Origin of the sequence: Coleofasciculus sp. G1-WW12-02, assembly GCF_040219735.1 — a bacterium.
Lineage (GTDB): Bacteria > Cyanobacteriota > Cyanobacteriia > Cyanobacteriales > Coleofasciculaceae > Coleofasciculus.
In genome coordinates this window covers 22,494-40,593 of sequence record NZ_JAVJRX010000044.1, presented here as the reverse complement: position 1 = coordinate 40,593, position 18,100 = coordinate 22,494, and the positions used below count along the sequence as shown (strand labels likewise).

11 protein-coding genes are annotated in these 18,100 nt (G+C 44.7%); 6 read left to right on the top strand and 5 right to left on the bottom strand.

Going from position 1 to position 18,100, the window contains the following annotated elements; translation table 11 throughout:
• Window positions 1-86 precede the first annotated feature (86 nt).
• Window positions 87-404: a hypothetical protein gene (locus RID09_RS07515; RefSeq protein WP_446335328.1), complete on the top strand. Its 318-nt coding sequence runs from the start codon at window positions 87-89 to the stop codon at window positions 402-404.
• A gap of 293 nt (window positions 405-697) precedes the next feature.
• Entirely contained in the window at window positions 698-3,091 is a 2,394-nt protein-coding gene (locus RID09_RS07510) for a filamentous hemagglutinin N-terminal domain-containing protein (RefSeq protein ID WP_446335327.1), read from the top strand.
• A gap of 93 nt (window positions 3,092-3,184) precedes the next feature.
• Here RID09_RS07510 and RID09_RS07505 read toward each other — a convergent pair whose 3' ends face one another.
• Window positions 3,185-5,413 carry a CHASE2 domain-containing protein gene (locus RID09_RS07505; protein ID WP_446335326.1) on the bottom strand — a complete coding sequence of 743 codons (2,229 nt, stop codon included), beginning with the start codon at window positions 5,411-5,413 and terminating at the stop codon, window positions 3,185-3,187.
• A 109-nt stretch (window positions 5,414-5,522) separates the two neighbouring features.
• On the opposite strand from RID09_RS07505, the gene RID09_RS07500 reads away from it, so the two are divergent.
• The 3 genes from RID09_RS07500 to RID09_RS07490 all read left to right on the top strand — a co-directional run bounded on the left by RID09_RS07500 (window position 5,523) and on the right by RID09_RS07490 (window position 9,493).
• Window positions 5,523-8,231 (top strand): AAA-like domain-containing protein, encoded by a 2,709-nt coding sequence (locus RID09_RS07500; protein WP_446335325.1) that lies wholly within the window; start codon window positions 5,523-5,525, stop codon window positions 8,229-8,231.
• A gap of 257 nt (window positions 8,232-8,488) precedes the next feature.
• Window positions 8,489-8,752 carry a ParB N-terminal domain-containing protein gene (locus RID09_RS07495; protein WP_446335324.1) on the top strand — a complete coding sequence of 88 codons (264 nt, stop codon included), beginning with the start codon at window positions 8,489-8,491 and terminating at the stop codon, window positions 8,750-8,752.
• A gap of 252 nt (window positions 8,753-9,004) precedes the next feature.
• Window positions 9,005-9,493: a Dps family protein gene (locus tag RID09_RS07490; RefSeq protein ID WP_446335323.1), complete on the top strand. Its 489-nt coding sequence runs from the start codon at window positions 9,005-9,007 to the stop codon at window positions 9,491-9,493.
• Between the two features lie 97 nt (window positions 9,494-9,590).
• Here the strand turns inward: RID09_RS07490 and RID09_RS07485 are convergent, their stop codons facing one another.
• From RID09_RS07485 to RID09_RS07475, 3 genes are all read right to left on the bottom strand, one after another.
• Window positions 9,591-10,937 (bottom strand): cytochrome P450, encoded by a 1,347-nt coding sequence (locus RID09_RS07485; RefSeq protein WP_446335322.1) that lies wholly within the window; start codon window positions 10,935-10,937, stop codon window positions 9,591-9,593.
• Between the two features lie 139 nt (window positions 10,938-11,076).
• A complete protein-coding gene (locus RID09_RS07480) occupies window positions 11,077-11,562 on the bottom strand; it encodes a hypothetical protein (protein WP_446335321.1) in 486 nt (161 codons plus the stop codon).
• 30 nt (window positions 11,563-11,592) lie between these two features.
• The gene (locus RID09_RS07475; RefSeq protein ID WP_446335320.1) at window positions 11,593-12,408 is read right to left on the bottom strand and encodes a ChaN family lipoprotein; all 816 of its coding nucleotides are present in this window, start codon (window positions 12,406-12,408) and stop codon (window positions 11,593-11,595) included.
• A 537-nt stretch (window positions 12,409-12,945) separates the two neighbouring features.
• On the opposite strand from RID09_RS07475, the gene RID09_RS07470 reads away from it, so the two are divergent.
• Entirely contained in the window at window positions 12,946-15,150 is a 2,205-nt protein-coding gene (locus RID09_RS07470) for a caspase family protein (RefSeq protein ID WP_446335319.1), read from the top strand.
• Window positions 15,151-15,408: 258 nt separating this feature from the next.
• Here RID09_RS07470 and RID09_RS07465 read toward each other — a convergent pair whose 3' ends face one another.
• Complete coding sequence (locus RID09_RS07465; protein WP_446335318.1) at window positions 15,409-18,093, bottom strand: CHAT domain-containing protein; 2,685 nt, start codon at window positions 18,091-18,093, stop codon at window positions 15,409-15,411.
• Between the last annotated feature and the right edge of the window lie 7 nt (window positions 18,094-18,100).

Below are 18,100 nucleotides of genomic sequence, written 5' to 3'. Positions count from 1 at the left end.
ATATGTAGTTGATTTTACAAAAAAAAATATTGATTTAATATAAGGTATGATTGTTGTGTAATCTAAAAAAACTTCTTTAAACACAAATGCACGAAAGACTTTTCTCGGCAGCATGGGATTCACTTTCACCGAAAGAACAGGAAGCTTTTGAAGCTTGGAGCAAAGCCGTTTTTAAAGCTAACGAAGCTCAAAAAAGATTTATGCATATATATCTATCAAAAGAGCTAAAAGCATCTTCTGATAAAGATTTGGATGCTGCTGTACTAGACCAAGCTGATGATTTTAAAAGCCTTAAGAAAAAGTTATTGATTGAATTTGTGACAACGCTGACCGGATGTGACCATTGTTTTAAAAACGGGAAAATAGATCTGCAATGTTATATGGATTGTATACATCAAAAATAAAGTATGAAGTAGAGAAACTAGGGTTTTCCGTACCTATTGCAAGAAGGCGAAAATAACTAAACAGTTAACATCTCCCCCGCTTCCCTGCTCGGGAGCATTTACAAAGCTGCTAAAGTATTTCCCTGCCCGCCGCACTATAGCAATCCTATTTGAGTCGTGGCAATTTTCCGAAACATACTCCTTGCTTAGAACTTGGTTTCGAGCCGCTCACTTGTTACAACCTATTTAGGATTGCTATAGTGTGCTAAATCGTTAACTAAAACAAATGAAAACGCTATAATTAACCTAATTGCATGAATAGTAGAAAATTATTTCTCTACATAAAATACTTTCCCCAAATAGCCGTTTTTTGGGGAGTATTTAGTGTAATTGCGTATGCAAACAACTCTGTTTTTGCTCAAATAACACCTGATTCAACGTTAGGGGTAACAGAGAAATCAGAAATGCCAATTAATGTTGATGTTCAAGGTTTTCCCGGTCAGTTAATTAACGGTGGTGCTATTCGAGGCAATAATCTATTTCATAGCTTCTCAGAATTTAATGTTAATAATAACGAAAGAGTATATTTTAGTAATCCCGGAAATATAGAGAATATAATTTCTCGCGTGACAGGTAATCAAGTATCAAATATATTGGGAACACTGGGAATAGATGGCAATGGCTCTTTATTCTTGATTAATCCGAATGGAATTCTATTTGGAGACAATGCTCAACTCGACATCGAAGGATCATTTTTAGCTAGTACTGCAAAAAGCTTAGTTTTTGAGAATGGTTTTGAATTTAGTACTGACAATCCAGCTCAACCACCACTATTAACGATTAATATGCCGATTGGTTTACAATTGGGAGTTAATTCAGGACAAATTATGCTTTCCAATGAATCTGGATCTTCTTCCCAATTAAACAGTAGTCAGACGATTGGTTTAATTGCTAATGGTATTGTGTCTAAAGGAGGCAAAATCCAAGCTGGGCAGATTGAGATAGGAAGCGTGATTGATGGCGAAATTGGCATAATACCTGAATCTATAGGATTCAAAATCAACTATGACAATGTTCAAGAGTTTGCCAACATCTCAATCAACAATGCAAGTGATTTTCAGGTAGGGGATTTGGGTGGAACTCTAGAGGAAATTGGAAATTTAACAATAAGTGGTGCAGATATTACGGTTTCTGAGCAAAGCAATGTAACATTATTAAGGGGAAATAAAGTAATTGTAAACGGTAGAAATATAACGTTTTCAGGTAATAGCGACATCTTTGTAGGATTGGGAGATGCATTAGCTATAAATGGTAATTATATTTCCTTTACGAACAACAGCGATGCATTCCTAGGCGGGAGTGGAGAGATAACCATAAATGGAAAGCAAGTGAATGTTTCAAATAATAGCTATATTTGGTCAGTTGAAAGTGAGGATTTAACAATAAATGCCAGTAACTTATATATCAACGGTGGTGTAATTTACAAGGAAAGCGGTCAAGGAAGTTTAAATATCTATGCTGATGAATCAGTAGAAATATCTAGTGTCTCTTCTCCACCTTTTTTAGGCGCTATTGTTGTTAGAGTGAATCCAAGGGACGAGGAACAAAAATTGGCTACTAATTTGATAATAGAAACAAAGGATTTAATACTTCGCGATGGAGGTCAAATAATTTCAATAACCCAAAATTCAGAGCGGGGTTCTTCCCTCTCAATAAAGGCTACAAATTCTATCGAAGTAGGCGGAAATATACAATTAGAAGATACCTTTTTGCCTAGTCGAATATTTGCCGGTTCAGGTAGAGTGATTGTAGGTGGTACAAATACCTTATTAGGGGAAATTCAATCTCAGGGATCTGGTGGGAACTTGAGTATTAATACGGGAAAATTAACGGTGTTTGATCAGGGTGTTGTTACAGTAAGCAGCACGACTTTAGGAGATGCTGGAACATTAACTATTACGGCTGACTCAGTTTTTCTTGACAACCACGGGGAAATTACGGCAACCTCTGATAATGCCCAGGGAGGCAATATTAACTTAACAGTATCAGATTTATTATTAATGCGTCGTAATAGTCTGATTTCAGCTCAATCTTTGGGAACAGAATCCCAAGATGGCAATATTACAATTGATACAGATCTTGTTGTTACTTTGCCGATTGGAAATAGTGATATTATTGCCCGCTCAACTAACCAGGGAAATATTGAAATCACAGCAGAGAGTATTATAGGTTTTCAATTTGATGGCTTGACTGAACTTAGTGATATAACAGCTTCTGGAGATTTAACACTTAACATTCCTAATGTTGACCCTAGTCAAGGATTAGTTGAATTATCAGGAGAATTAACTGATTCCTCTGGGCAAATTGACAAAAGTTGCGCTACAACTACTAGTCAGAATGAGTTTATCATCACGGGACGTGGTGGTTTACCCCAAAGCCCAAATGAAATAATAAGTCCTGATAGAATACAGGATGATTTGGGTGTCTTGATACTCCCGGAAGAAGACAAGACGAGAAGGGAGCAAGTAATGCCTCTAACTCCTCAATCTTCCAATATCAATCATCCTAAGCAGATTGTGGAAGCCCAAGGCTGGATTATTGATGAACAGGGGAATGTAGTGCTGACGGCTTACGTCCCCAATGGGAAGCCTCAAGGCGATTGGCAAGAACCTGTTAATTGTCAGGTTCCTCTAACGACGCCCCGGTAGAGACATTGTAGTACGTGAGGCAGAGCCTCTGCAAAGGCATTCCCAGGCTCTGCCTGGGAACGAGGGTAACGAGGGTAAGGAGGGTATCGGAAATTAATCTGAGGGAAACTGACGTAAATAAGAAAGTAAGGCTGCTATTTCTGGGGGAATGCCTGTAAACCGAATACCAAAATGAGTCGGACTATCTACCAATTCTTCCACGACTTTCGCGTAAATATCCCTCAATCCCTTTGCCTTTTTTGTCCCTGTGACTAAATTAATCTTGAGATTACTAAACAATTCCAAAGACTGTTGGGTGCGAATCTCAGCCCCATGAGTAGATAATTTGACAATTTCCCCCTGACAGACTATCTCCTCCAAATGCTTCCCCTTTAAAACTATATACTGTATCGGAATTTTCTGCTGTAACACCACGAAATCGGCTTCGGGTTTCGGCAAAAGCAAATTAAACGTTCCACCAATCCCACCAACTTCATAAACCGTAATTGGTTCCGCAAATCCTTTCGGGTGAACGGGGAATTGCCCGTCTACCCTGAGAATTGAATCCACCTGTTTAAACAGATCCTGAGAAATAAAAACTTGTCCACCAACTGTATAAGATTCAATCCGAGAGGCTAAATTAACTGGACTCCCTAAAACTGTATATTTTGCCCGTTTTTGTGACCCAATATTCCCCGCTAATACTTCTCCCCCATGAATACCAATTCCCATTTCTAAGGCTGGCAAATTCAGGGTTTCATTGTACTGATTAACATCTGCCATCGCTAACTGCATCGCAATCCCACAAGCGATCGCGCGTTGACAATCATCCTCTCGCCCAATCGGCGCCCCGAATATAACCAGAATCCCATCGCCCATGATCTCAGTAATCACACCCTGATACTGGTCAATCACATCCGTCATCACTTCCAAGTAATGGTTAATCACCGTCACCCCTGTCTCCGGTGACACTCGCTCAGAAATTGCCGAAAATCCCCTTAAATCGGAAAATAGAATTGTAACCTGGCGATTTTCTCCACCTAAGCGCAATCCCTGAGGCGTCTCCAGCAAATTTGCCACTACTGCATCGTTGACATAACGACCAAATATCCGGCGCATCTGACCTGCATTGTAAGCCAGATACCCCATAATCGCGATCGCAGACCCGGTTAACCCCAGAATCGGCGGCACCACGGGAATCCACCACCCGTTCAAAAACGCCCAATAACAGCCGCCAACTAAGCCACCGCCCACGAAACTCAGACTCACAACCTTAAAGGGCGATCGCGCAGTCACACCCCCCCGATAGCGCTGTCCCCAGGTCAACGTCGCCCCGACTACCGTCCAAACCACTATCCACAAAATCTCCCAAAGTTCTGACCAAACCCGAATCAGAGGGCGCCCTTCTAGCGCCGCACTCACCATCTGACTGACGACATCTGCATGAATTTCCACCCCCGGTGATCGACCTAGCAACCCGCGACTATAGGGGGTGAAAAAGTTATCGGCGACACTTTCACCCGTAATCCCAATCAAGATCACGCGATCGCGTCCCCAATCCTTTGGTATTTTTCCCTCTAGGACTTCCGTGATCGAAATCGACTGAAAACCTTGCCTAAGATTGCGAAAATTAGATACTATCTGAAATCCACCCGCATCTGTGCGGACATAGCCCCCATCGTGCTGATTTAAACGGGTAAACACAGCTTTGCCCAACTGATATTGATTTCCCTCAGCATCTACTTCCTCAAGCGTAATTCCTTCAGCCTCTAAATAAGTCAAGGCTAACATCGTACTAAAACTAGGGATAATTTCCCCAGATGGAGTTCCCAGAGACAGTAAACCGCGACGAACTTTACCATCACTATCTACCACCAAATCATTCGCCCCAATTTGATTCAATTTGTCCAATATTGGTGGTGGATTAACCGCCGTTCCCTCAGCATCTCCGGCTACCTTACGAATACCAATCAAATTCGGAGTTGATTGAAAAACCTTGACCAATTCCTGATACCCTGGCTCTACAGGTAAATCGCGATACAGATCCAAACCAATGGCTCTTGGCTGTTGTTGTTTAAGTATTGTTAGTAATTGGGCAAGCCTCTGATCAGATAGGGGCCAGTTGCCGAGTTTTTGGATATCTTGCTCATTAATCTCAACAATCACAATCCGTGAATCCATCGCTTCGGCTGGACGCCAGCGAAAAAATTGATCCAGGGCGGCGAGTTCCAGTTCTTGCAGCCATCCCGCCCACCATAACCCGATGACGACTCCGGCTACACTGGGAGCAGCAATGAACACACCACGCCATTGCCAGAGTTGTTTTCTCAGGCTTGCCCACATAAACTCAATCGATCCACAAATAGTTTACGCTGAGGGGTGTAACCCCTTTTTTTAGTACTTCGCTCTACCCGGTCTCCTACCGATGCAGCGTTTTGCCAGGGCATTGACTATGAATACCACCTTAGCCTACAACTACCAATTTGGCGGATGCCTCCCCGCCGATTCTCCCACTTATGTGTGGCGACAAGCCGATGTTGAACTCTACGACGGGTTAAAGGCTGGGAATTTCTGCTATGTCCTCAACTCCCGACAGATGGGGAAATCTAGCTTACGGGTGCAAACCATGCGCCGCTTACAAAAGGAAGGATTTGCTTGTGCGGCGATTGACTTGACTAAGATTGGCTGCCAAAATCTGACCCCAGAGCAATGGTATGCTGGCTTAGTCCGTCGCTTGGTGATTAGTTTCGATCTCACCCAACAATTTAACTTACGTCGATGGTGGCGCGATCGCGATTTACTCTCGCCCGTACAACGCTTCAGTGAGTTTATTGAACGAATCCTACTACCGACGATTCCCCAACCGATTGTTATTTTTGTCGATGAAATTGATAGTGTTCTCAGTTTAAACTTTCGCGTCGATGACTTTTTAGCCGCGATTCGCGCCTGTTATGATAGTCGCGCCGATTATCCCGCCTACCAACGCCTCACATTTGCCCTATTGGGTGTCGCGACTCCCTCTGAGTTAATGCAAGATAAGAATAGCACCCCGTTTAATATTGGTCGGGCAATTGAATTGACAGGCTTTCAATTACATGAATGTTTACCCTTAGCCCAGGGATTAGCCGCCAAAGTTAACTATTCCCCCGCCATCATCCAAGAAATATTAACCTGGACAGGTGGTAAACCCTTTCTCACTCAAAAGCTGTGTCAGATTGTCCTCCACCAAGCCGAACTCTCTCTTCCCACCAAGATTCCCCAGGATAAAGCCCAAATTGGCCCATGGATTGAACAGTTGGTGCGATCGCACATTATTGAAAACTGGGAAGCCAAAGATGAACCGGAACACCTGAAAACCATTCGCGATCGCCTTTGTCGCTGCACCACCCGCGATCGCCTATTGCCTAACCGTTCCAGCACCCGTCAGTTATTAACACTCTACCAGCAAATTCTCGACCAAGGAGAAATCCCTGCCGATAATAGTCCGGAACAACGAGAATTACGCCTATCGGGATTAGTGGTGAAACAGCCAATCGGACAGAAGTACGCCCAGCCTGTTCTGAGAGTCTATAACCGCATCTATAAATCTATTTTTAATCAGGATTGGGTGAGAAGAGTCCTGGATAATCTTCGTCCTTATCACTGTGCCATGACAGCTTGGTTTGCCAGTGGATGTCAGAATGAGTCCTATTTGTTGAACCGAAACCAATTACAAGAAGCCTTGGCTTGGGCAAAGGGGAAACGCTTAACTCCCAAGGAATACCAGTTCCTAAGTACCAGCCGTCAGCAAGCTATCGCCAGTTCTTATCAGGGAAACCGCGACACCCAGAAGCAATTAAATACAACATCTACAGTACAACGAACTCCAAAACCTACCCCTCCAGAATTATCGCCAACGTCTGTTCCTCGTTCTTTAAGTGCCGACGAGCAGATATTATATGATCATTTGCTCTATTGGATACAACGAGAATCTCCCCAGCAACTCATCGAACGCTTTGAGCAATTATTTATTAAAGCCAAAAACTACTCTGAACCTGATATTATCGCTGCCTTCCACCGAATTATCCTCGCCAATCCCCGCCATCAAGACTTTACCCATATTCTCAATCGTTGCTGCCATATCCTGATCAACCGTTGGCAAATGCAAGCTAATCAAGATCATGCGATCGCGCAATTAGTAGCATTATTTGAAAAACCCTTCCAACCTAGGGCAATTAGGGCGACATCGGGACTATCAAAGCGATTGCGACAACTCCTGGGAGAATTTACTCAAAGTGAAGACTATCAAACCCTACAACGTTTAGTCAAAGTTGTTGATCACACCGCAAATGTCGATCGCCAAGACTCCAATCCCGCTTTAGGGCAATTGATTTGTCGATACCCCTATTTATACACCCACGCCTTGCTCAGTTCAGATAGTTCCTACGAACACCAGCAAACCATCCGCCACATTCAAACTCAACGTCAGTGGCAATTAGAAATGAATCTCTCTCAATATGTCACTTATTTGATCCGGCGAGTTCGACTCGCATCTAGCCCAACCCCAACCTCAGACATCACCCTGGTTCAACCCGTACCCAATCCTACCCTGTTAAGCGATCGCGAACTCTACTTAGCCCTGAAACAGTTTATGGGCAAAGTTGAAGGGGCGTATACCTACCGAGACTTAGCCCAAAGTTTCCTCAAGCAAAGTAATCTAACGCCCTCCTATCGTGCCTTTAAAGCCGATTTATATGAATACCTAACAGCAGCAATTGAACCGGCTTATGGAAAACATCAATTCAATCACCGTTTGGCTCAACACCTCAAAAACACCTTACCCGATAGCGACTCTAAGAAAATTAACGACTTTTTACTGCTGAGAACCTGTAGCCAGTTGCTTAGCTTCTTAGTCAGCAGCCCCCAGCATCCCAATCACTATCTCTTTGTCGATTTGATTTCTAATATGGGACCGATTCGCACAACCGGATTATTGCTGAAAATTATTCTTCTGTGTAGTAAAGTCAAGCCCGATTTAGAAAAGCGATTTTCCATTCTATTCACTCACTACGAACGTCAAACCATCAATGATATTTTTTGGTTAGTTCAATCTTTAGAAAACCTCAATGTTGCCTTTTTTGTCAATTTTGGCAATATGGATCTGTCGCGGATTCAAAAATAATTGTCATTTGTCATTTGTCATTCGTCCTTTGCCCTTAGAATTATGGTACTCCGTTGGGGCGGGTTTAGTCACATCTGGGTGAAAACCGTCCCGTTAATGGTCAAACCCGCCCCTACATACAGACGCGCCATGGCACGTCTCTACATGACTCCCCCAGCTTCACTGCACCCCCCATACTCCATCTCTAAGTTGCAAGTCAAACTCATAACGAGTATGATTTAGAGGTAAACATTGAGAACAGAGGTGTTACTGGCACGATGGTAGAGGTTCGAGAAATTCCGCTACAGCAAATCCGCCGTCCCCTTCCCCGCGAAAACGACGCCGAAAAGGTACTAGAGTTGATGAAATCCATCCAGGAAGAGGGATTAAGAGAACCTATTGATGTACTCGAAGTTGATGGAGAGTATTACGGATTCTCTGGGTGTCATCGCTTTGAGGCACACAAGCGCCTAGGTAAAGAAACGATTAAATGCCGGGTTCGCCGCGCCCCTCGTGCCGTATTGATGCGACATTTAGCCTGAGAAGTGTCATTTTTGTTGAGTGAGGACAGTTCATCCTTTGGGACGATCTGTAACAGATAGCTCATTGTTTAAGATTGACAGTTGGTGTGGGAAAAATAGTTCCAGATGCCTTGGGCAACGGGATAAAGGGTGTAGTCGTTCATTCAAAGAAAGCGTCACACTGGCTAATTGATTTCCGTGAAACTCTGTGAAATAAGGAACTATACCAGCTTTTCTGTTAACGTTATTTTTGGAGCCAATTAGGAGACCACTATGCAAACTGCTGATAAATCTGCCCCTGTCAATATTGGTATTTCAGAACAAGACCGCAAAGAGATTGCTGAAGGACTCTCTCGCCTGCTAGCTGATACCTATACCCTTTACCTAAAGACACATTACTTCCACTGGAACGTAACCGGACCGATGTTCCACTCGCTACATAACATGTTTGAGACCGAGTACACTGAACTAGCTGTAGCGGTGGATGATATTGCCGAACGGATTCGCACCATTGGTTATCCGGCGCCTGGTAGTTATAGCGAATTTACCGAACTCTCTTCCATTCCAGAAAGCCGTGGTGTTCCGGAAGCCACAGAAATGGTACGTTTACTGGTAGAAGGGAATGAAGCCGTGGTGAGAACGGCGCGGGAGGCGTTTCCGGCGGCTGAACGGGCTAATGATGAGTCTACCGTTGACCTATTAACTGAACGGATGCGGACTCATGAGAAAACCGCTTGGATGCTGCGGAGTATGTTGAACTAATCGGCCATTCTTAAAGAAGTTGTAGGTTGGGTTCTTGCGACAGCGTAGGCGTAGCCTTTTTCTCAAGTAACCCAACATTTCTTTTCCAGTCAAAATGCTAGTTCATATCAGCAATTTGCTTGAGCCGCACCTTAATGCCATACTCTGGACGCAGGGTGATCGACGGTTGGGGTACGATGGGAAACCCAGGTTCGAGATCTAATTCAAATCGCTGTGCAATAGTCGCCAACAATAACACCGCTTCCATTTGAGCAAACCCTTTGCCAATACAAATGCGAGGACCATCTCCAAAGGGAATATAAACGCCTCTGGGTAATTGTTTCTCAAACTCCTCAGTCCATCGTTCTGGCTGAAACGCTTCGGGATTTTCAAAATATTTCGGATGACGATGCATCACCCATTGGCTGATCATGATCACCGTTCCTTCGGGAACTTCGTAATCGCCAATCGTGCAATCTCGCGCTGCTTGCCGTCCAAAAATTGACACGGGCGGATAAAGCCGCATCGACTCTTTCACCACTTGATTAGTATAGGGTAAATTCCGAATGTCCTCGATCGCGGGCAATCGCCCCTGTAAAACTTCCTGCAATTCTGCTTGTAATTTCTGCCGAACTTGGGGGTGTTGTGCTAACAGCATCCATGTCCAGGACAAAGCGTTGGCGGTGGTTTCATGTCCTGCCAGCATCAGGGTTGCCACTTCATCACGCAACAGTTTGTCGTCCATTTGCTGACCCGTTTCCTCGTCCCGGGCTTCCATCAACATCGACAGCAAATCATTCGTCTGATCAGTTTGGTTGCGGCGATTGCGAATCAAGCTATAAATCGCTTCATCCATCTGCGCGATCGCTTGACTGTAGCGAATATTTTCGGGTCTGGGGAACCATTCCCACACGAGAAAATTTTGCCGTCGCTTACTTTCAAACCAATGCATGGCAACATCGAGCGCGTTCGCGACGACTTGCGCTTCCCCAGCCTCCACATCGGTACTAAAAATGCACTTCATCACAATCTGGAGTGTCAACCCCATCATATCAGCGTGAATGTCGTGAGTTTCGCCATCGTGCCAGGTTTGCAACAGACGCTCGGTATACTCGACCATCGTGGTACCGTAGTGATTGATGCGCTTCTGGTGAAAAACAGGTTGTGCCAAACGGCGCTGCCATAACCAAGATTCTCCTTCAGCAGTCAGCAACCCTTCACCTAACAGGCTTTTGAGCACCCGAAAGCCACGGCTTTTAACGAACGTGTCTCGATCCTTGAGAACTTGCTCAATGTAGTCAGGATTGACCAGCAAACAAATCGGAGTTAATCCTAAGCGTAAGGGAACAATATCGCCGTAGTCCCGGCATTGTGAGAGAAAGTCCAGGGGGTCATTACTGAGGTCAATCAGGTTACCGACAATTGTATTGCTTGGCGGTCCTGGCAACTCAAACACATCTTGCATAAACGGAACTCTCGTGAATTTAGTTGGCTGTAGACAGGCTAGATAACTTGTGAACAGAATAACCTCAGCCAAAAGGCAGATTGCACGGGTAGAAAAAGGCAGAAGTCTCCAAGACTGTATGGTTTGTGGTCTATAGTTTTTAACGCCTCAGTAAACGCCGTCGCCGAGTTCGTAAGTAAACTCGCAGGGGAAACTGATAAAACTCCATTAATAGCCAGATGATAACGGCTAAATGGAATAAAAAGGTTAATCCAGTCCAAACCAATGGTAGCCAAGCCAAGCGGCTACCGGGCGTGGGCGGGAAGGTGTAAGCCGCTACCCCAATTAACGTGGCGGGTAGAATCACAAACACCGCCGCAAAAATCCAAGTCACCCATCCCCATTCAACGCCTTGTAGGTGCGCCCCCACCCAGGTTTTACCATTCCAGCGCCAGGTTAGGGGAGGCTGTCTATCGGTCATTTTCAATAATTGCTGTTCCAAGTCAGCCACGAAAATATGACGACAGGCTTCACAAGCCATCGCATCCATTAATGGCATTCCTTGAATTTGACCCACACGACAGATGGGACAGGGGTAAATCCCTTGATAATGCAAGCGATTGGCTGAATCGGGTAGGTTGTGCATGTCAACAGCAACGTGCTTCTTTAGATCATATTAGCGAGGTTGCCAAAAGAAATCTGCGATCGCGCCATTTTCATCCAAGTCTTCCGGTATACCGAACAGTACCGAACGCTGAATTAAGGGACGATAACTCAAGCGACGGGCAACTCGGCTGGGTATACCATAGCCATACACAATATGACCACTACCCGCAATCACGACGACTTGATAATCTGGATTAGCGGTGATAAAATCGGCAATCCCTTGTGCCATGGTTTCATCCCACAGCACCTGAACACTGAAAAATCGCTCAAAGCCATCACTATTACCATGACCTGCCTGTTGATGCTGATTATAAACCTCCTGAATCATTTGCCGATACTCAGCATTATCGGTACGAATTTCGTCCAGAGGGGGAATCTGCTGGAGTTCATCACTCGTGAGACTTTCTAAGCCATTCCGGGCGGCTTTACGGCTAATTTCTGTGGGGGTATTTAATGCTAAAACAGGCAGTTGATGAGTTTTAGCGAACTGTAATAGGGGGGCATAGTACTCCCAGGGAAAACCCCACCGTTGTTCATATTCCGTTTGCTCAATCAATTGAGTTTCTGTAATTTGTCCGGCTAAGTATTGATCCAGGATATCCTGATAAGGTCGCTGGAACATTTCCATCGCTAGGGCAATTTTGGGATTTTCTTGATAAAGGGCTTGCAGAATGTCGAGTTGGGCTTTATGGTCATCAGGATTACTATGAATTTCCCCTAGATAAACGACATCAGCTTTAACTAATTCCTGGAGAATCGTTTCTGGAGATGCTTCAAACTGCATCTCAACAGGTTGATTATTCGCCTGTGTCAGCAGATGAGACATTTGAGCGCCAGCCGGGGGGGTACAGAAGCAAACGATACCCAAAGACAAAGCGCAAAGTTGGGTTCTTAGTAAGGGCTTTAGCCTATATTTGCTGAGATTTCCTGACGTCAAAATAACCTACAATTGATTCCACTTGTTTAGCTGTGCCATGCTTGAAATCTTACAATTTTTATAGTCGCACGTCAATCCGGGGACATCTTTAATCTATCATCTAATTCATCATTGTAGGGGCATGGCACACCTTATTTGATGAATTATAATTGGTTCGTAGTGAGGGCTGAAGCCCTCTCCAGCTAAGCTTTATAGCACTAAAGTGCTTACTACAAACAAAACCCTATTTTAGCTGTGCCACGACAGTAGGGGCGCATGGCGTGCGCCCATAAAATCGACAAATCTAATCCACAATTTTAGCTGTGCCACGCCGCCATCGTGAGTTAGGCGCATTGTCAGGTTAACTTGTATTGTCCCCCAACATCATTCTGCATGAGTCTCTCAGGTTGAGAGATATATCGCTATGATCATAAATTTATAACATCTATGAAGCGTCGTCAGTTTATCCAATTTGCTACCTCGGCTTTAGCAACCATCGGTTTAAACCAACTGGATTTACAGCGCCAATCCTTACGCTATGGTAAAGTCTTAGCCCAAAGTACTCCCCGCAAACTTGCCCTGTTAGTGGGGATTAACCAGTATCCCACGAATAGCGATCGCTTTACCAGCCTCTCTGGATGCGTCAACGATGTTCGCTTACAGGAACAACTCCTGATTAATCGCTTCGGCTTCCAGCCGGAGGATATCAAGACGGTTACGGATACCGAGGCGACTCGTGATGGCATTTTAACCGCCTTTGAAACCCATTTAATTCAGCAAGCCAAACCCGGAGATGTGGTGGTGTTTCATTTCTCTGGACATGGTTCACAAGTCATTGATCCCAATCCCATTGATCCCAGTTATCCCCTGAATAGTTCCTTTGTTCCTGCGGATGAACATTGGCAAGCTGATAAAGGTATTGTCAATGAAATTACCGGACATACCCTATTTTTACTCATGTTCGCCCTGAAGCAGAAAACCGACAACGTTACCGTGGTGCTGGATAGTTGTCATTCTGGGGGCGGAACCCGGGGAAATGTGAAAATCCGGGCGATTCCTGGGGGGATGGATTTCCGGATGAGTCCCGAAGAAGTCGAGTATCAACAGCAATGGCTGAAACGGCTGAATCTATCCCCTGAGGATTTTATCAAATTGTATCAGCAAGGCGTCGCCACTGGCGCGGTGATTGCCTCAGCCCAACGGGAACAATTTGCGGCGGATTATCCCTTTCCGGGGTTTTATGCGGGAGCGTTTACCTATCTACTCACCCAAACATTATGGCAGAACAACCATGATGTGGAAAGTGCGATCGCGGGAATTGAACGGGATATGCGATTCCTTTCCACCCAACTCCCCCTGGTAGAGGTTCCACCGAATAGTCGCAATCAACGAGAACCAATTTATTTTACAGAACCCAAAACCCTCCCCGCCGAAGGTGTGGTAACAAGAGTTGAAAATAATCGGGTACAAGTTTGGTTAGGGGGAATTTCCCAAGAGAGTTTAGAGGCGATTTCTGAGGGGTCTATTTTTACTCCCCCATTCCGCAGTCGTGGCGAAACGCCCAAAGTTGAATTAATCTCGCGCAACGGGTTAATCGCTGAAGCCAAAGCCGAAGGAAACGTCCAACCGGGAGAATTATTACAGGAATTTGCCCGCACAATTCCCAGTGATTGGAAACTCCATATTGGGCTTGATCCGTCCTTAAGTCAGGAGACAGAAACGGCAAAAACTGAACTAGAATCCCTAAAACGGATTCAACCGATTCTTCCCCAACCGGGAGAGTTTCCCTATCCGGTGGATGTGCATTATATTTTCAGTCGGATGACGGATGAGTATCAGCGTCAATTGTCATTAGAAACATCGGATAAAATGCCACCTGTGGATAGTTTAGGTTTATTTTCTCCAGCCTTAGAAGTGATTCCCGATTCCTTTGGTATACCGGGAGAAACGGTGACTCAAGGAATTGAACGGTTACAGGGTAAACTGAAATCCCTGCTAGCGGCGCGAATTATGCGAATGACGCTGAATGCTGAATCCTCGCGGCTAAATTTAGAGGTAACAATGGGTTTAGAAAATCGTCCCGAAATTGTTGCCCAAGCCTTTACACCACGGGGGTGTCGTCAAGATGACAGTAAATGTCCACCGTTAGGGAGTCGAGGGGAATCTGGGCAACTTCTGAGTCATCAATTATCTGTGGGAGATGCGTTTCAGTTTCGAGTTACGAATCGGGAAGAGAAGGATTTACATTTGGGAATTATGTTGGTTGATCCAACTGCTGGAATTACGGTTTTATTTCCTAATGAATTTCAGGAAAACGCACGGCAAGATCCGGATAATGCCACCCGGATTAAGCCCAATCAAACGCTGTTAATTCCCAATCCCAACATAGATGAATTTGTCTTGGTAGCTGAAGAGGCTGGCTTGGGTGAAGTATTAATTGTCGCCAGTGATCAACCCTTAACTAAAGCCTTACTCAAACTGCGTAGCCTTGCCAGAGGTAAAAGGGGGATAATTTCGACGCGGGGAGAGGACTCATTGGAGATAATTAATGATTTAGTTGACGATGTTAGTCGAGGCGCACAAGTGGGAGTAAGGCGGCGGATTCGCACCTCACAAATGGCAGCGCTTTCGATTACGTTTAACGTGGTTTAACCCCTATTATCAACAGTCGTAGGGTGCGTTAGGCGCATTTGAGGATTAACGTTTATCATCTCAATACATAAGCGCCGTAACGCACCATGTTGCTAACGTGCCAAATTGGGATGCTCCCAAAAGCTTTCCTATAATACTTTGAATCTCGTCATTTTAATCTTAACCCCCCTTAATCCCCCCTTAGCAAGGGGGGAAATGTTCCCTCCCCTTACAAAGGGGAGGGTTAGGGTGGGGTAGTCAAGTAGAAAATTTTGGTATTTAATTCCATTCGCCTTGCAACGTAAACGCTGCCCAATAATAGGGTGATTTCCATTGAGTTTCTCGCTGCATTTGCAACTGAGTTTCCCGCAACGCTTGGGCAGGCTTCAATCCATCATCTAACAGTAAACGATAAAATCGAGTCATAAACTCCGCCGTTGCTGCATCATCCACATTCCACAAACTCACCACCAAACGCGGCGCCCCCGCATACATAAACCCTCGCGTCAACCCCACTAATCCTTCGCCTCGAATTTCTTCTCCTAATCCCGTTTGACAAGCACTTAATACCACTAATTCCGCTGGCAGATTCAGATTAAAGATATCGTGGAGTCGTAAAAAGCCATTTTGGGAATTTCCTTGTTGATCCACTAACGATAACACCACACCCGATAATTCGGGTGCTTCACTATTGAGAATACCGTGAGTGGCTAAATGAATGATATGATAATTTCTCAGTTGAGGATTATCGATAAAGTCACGATTGGCATCAAAATCAAACGCATTGGTTTGTGTCTCTGATGACACTAAATTGAGAATTGCTTCCGCTTCAGTGCGAGTTCCAGGAAGACGACTTAAGTTAATCTCAGAAACGCGAACAGAACGGTTGAGTAAGAGTTGGTTTAAATCCGGTTCTGTGCCTCGGTTGGAGGCATTTTTGAGGCGGTTATCATTGTTGGTAAAAACGGGGTCAGCCAGAATCGCTAATTGTTGGGGCGCTTCCTGGCGTCCGTTAATTTGGTCACGAATAATCCCTAAGGTGGAACTGGAGGGTAAGTTGACCAGTTCGTATTGATTAATTAAGGGAACGGGAGTATCGGTATCGGCAGTTTCGGGTGTGGCTAAAGCGGCAAAAGGAATATATTGTAATGCCCCATCCGCGACAACTACAATGCGTTTTTTGGTTAATTGTTCAGCCACTTGTCCGAACAGGAGTTCACTCAGTTGTGCCACAGAATTTAAATTATCACGGGGGACAACTTTAGCAATGCCTCTGGGATTGCCAATTTCATAACCGGGAATTTGTAACAGGTTATAGAAGCGGCGGGCGAGGGTTTCGATTTCATCTCTGGGAGGGAGTTGATAACTGGTAAAGCTGTCTTTGGTGACTGCCCAGAGATAACTATTGTTTTCTCCTAAGGAATACTGTAATAGAATAGTGTCTTCATCCAAAATCTGTTGTTGGACTTGTTCTAAGGTGAAGGGTTGCGGATATTGCAGCGCGGCATATTTAGGACTTGTCGCCCGGATTTGGTCTTGCAGTTTTTGATAGTCGGCTAAAAGTTGTTGTCGTTGTTGTTCAATAGCGGTTTTATGGGCTGGAGTTGATTCAGGATTACTATAAATTTCAATCCGTTGTTTTTCGGTTGCATCAAGTTTAGCGTTTAAGGTTTGTTCTTGTTGGAGTAAGTCAGGATCTACACCTTCTCGAATATTGGCATTGGCTTCGGTGAGTAATTCTAATAGCGTTCTGGCGCGAGAACGTTCACTGATGTGGAAGGCTTGTTTATCGTAGCCTTGATCCGGGTTTTGTTGATGCAGTTGCATCAGCAGGTCGATGTAGAATTGGTAATAACCTTGTACCGTTGCGAAATAGGTTTGACGTAATTCCGGACTAGCTACTTTAGTCCGCAAATCTTCGATAATCTCAATCGAGGCTTGCATTTGAGTCAACGCTTGTTGGAGATTGCCTTGGTTGCTTTCTGCGTAAGCGATATTGAAGAGAGTTAATGCTTCCCCGGTGCGATCGCCCACAGCCCGCCTTAAAGGTAAAGCTTGTTGAGAGTACTCTAATGCCCGTTGTTTTTCTCCTAAGTCTGAATAGACAGCACCAATATTAGTCAAGGTTGTTGCTTCCCCGGCGCGATCTTCTACTACCCGTCTTAAGGGTAAAGCCTGTTGGTAGGACTCTAATGCCCGTTGTTTCTCTCCTAAGTCAGAATAGACAGCACCAATATTATTCAAGGTTGTTGCTTCCCCGGCGCGATCTTCTACTGCCCGTCTTAAGGGTAAAGCCTGTTGGTAGTACTCTAATGCCCGTTGTTTTTCTCCTAAGTCTGAATAGACACCACCAATATTATTCAAGGTTGCTGCTTCTGTGGCGCGATCGCCTACAGCCTGGGATAAAAGTAAAGCCTGTTGGTAGTACTCTAATGCCTGTTGTTTTTCTCCTAAATCTGAATAGACACCACCAATATTATTCAGGATGACTGCTTCAAGGGCGCGATCTTCCAATTGTCGATACAGAGGTAATGCTTGATTATAGTAAAAGAGCGCTTTTTGTTTGAATCCTAATAAATCGTGAGTTCTACCCAGTGCCAGATTAATCAAAGCCTCTTTTGATCGATCTCCCACCTCACGCCACAAAGGAAGCGCTGTTTCCCATTTTTCAATCGCTTGTTGCAGTGATTTGGCTGTCCCTTGTTGAAACAGTTGCAATCCCTCCTCATACAGTCTTTCGGCTTCAGCGCGTTTGTCGGTTTGGGCGATCTTTATCGGCGCTATTTCTCCAGCGCGTTTTGGTAGGGATAACCCCTGATCTTGTCCCACAGCGACGATGAAAACGCTGCTGAAGATAGTGATTACCGCATGGCAGGAATAAACCAACCATTGCCGAGAAGCTAAGGTTGAATTGAGAAAATAGGTTTGACGTTTTTCTGTTGGCTGTTGCTGTTGATAATGCATCCGTTTA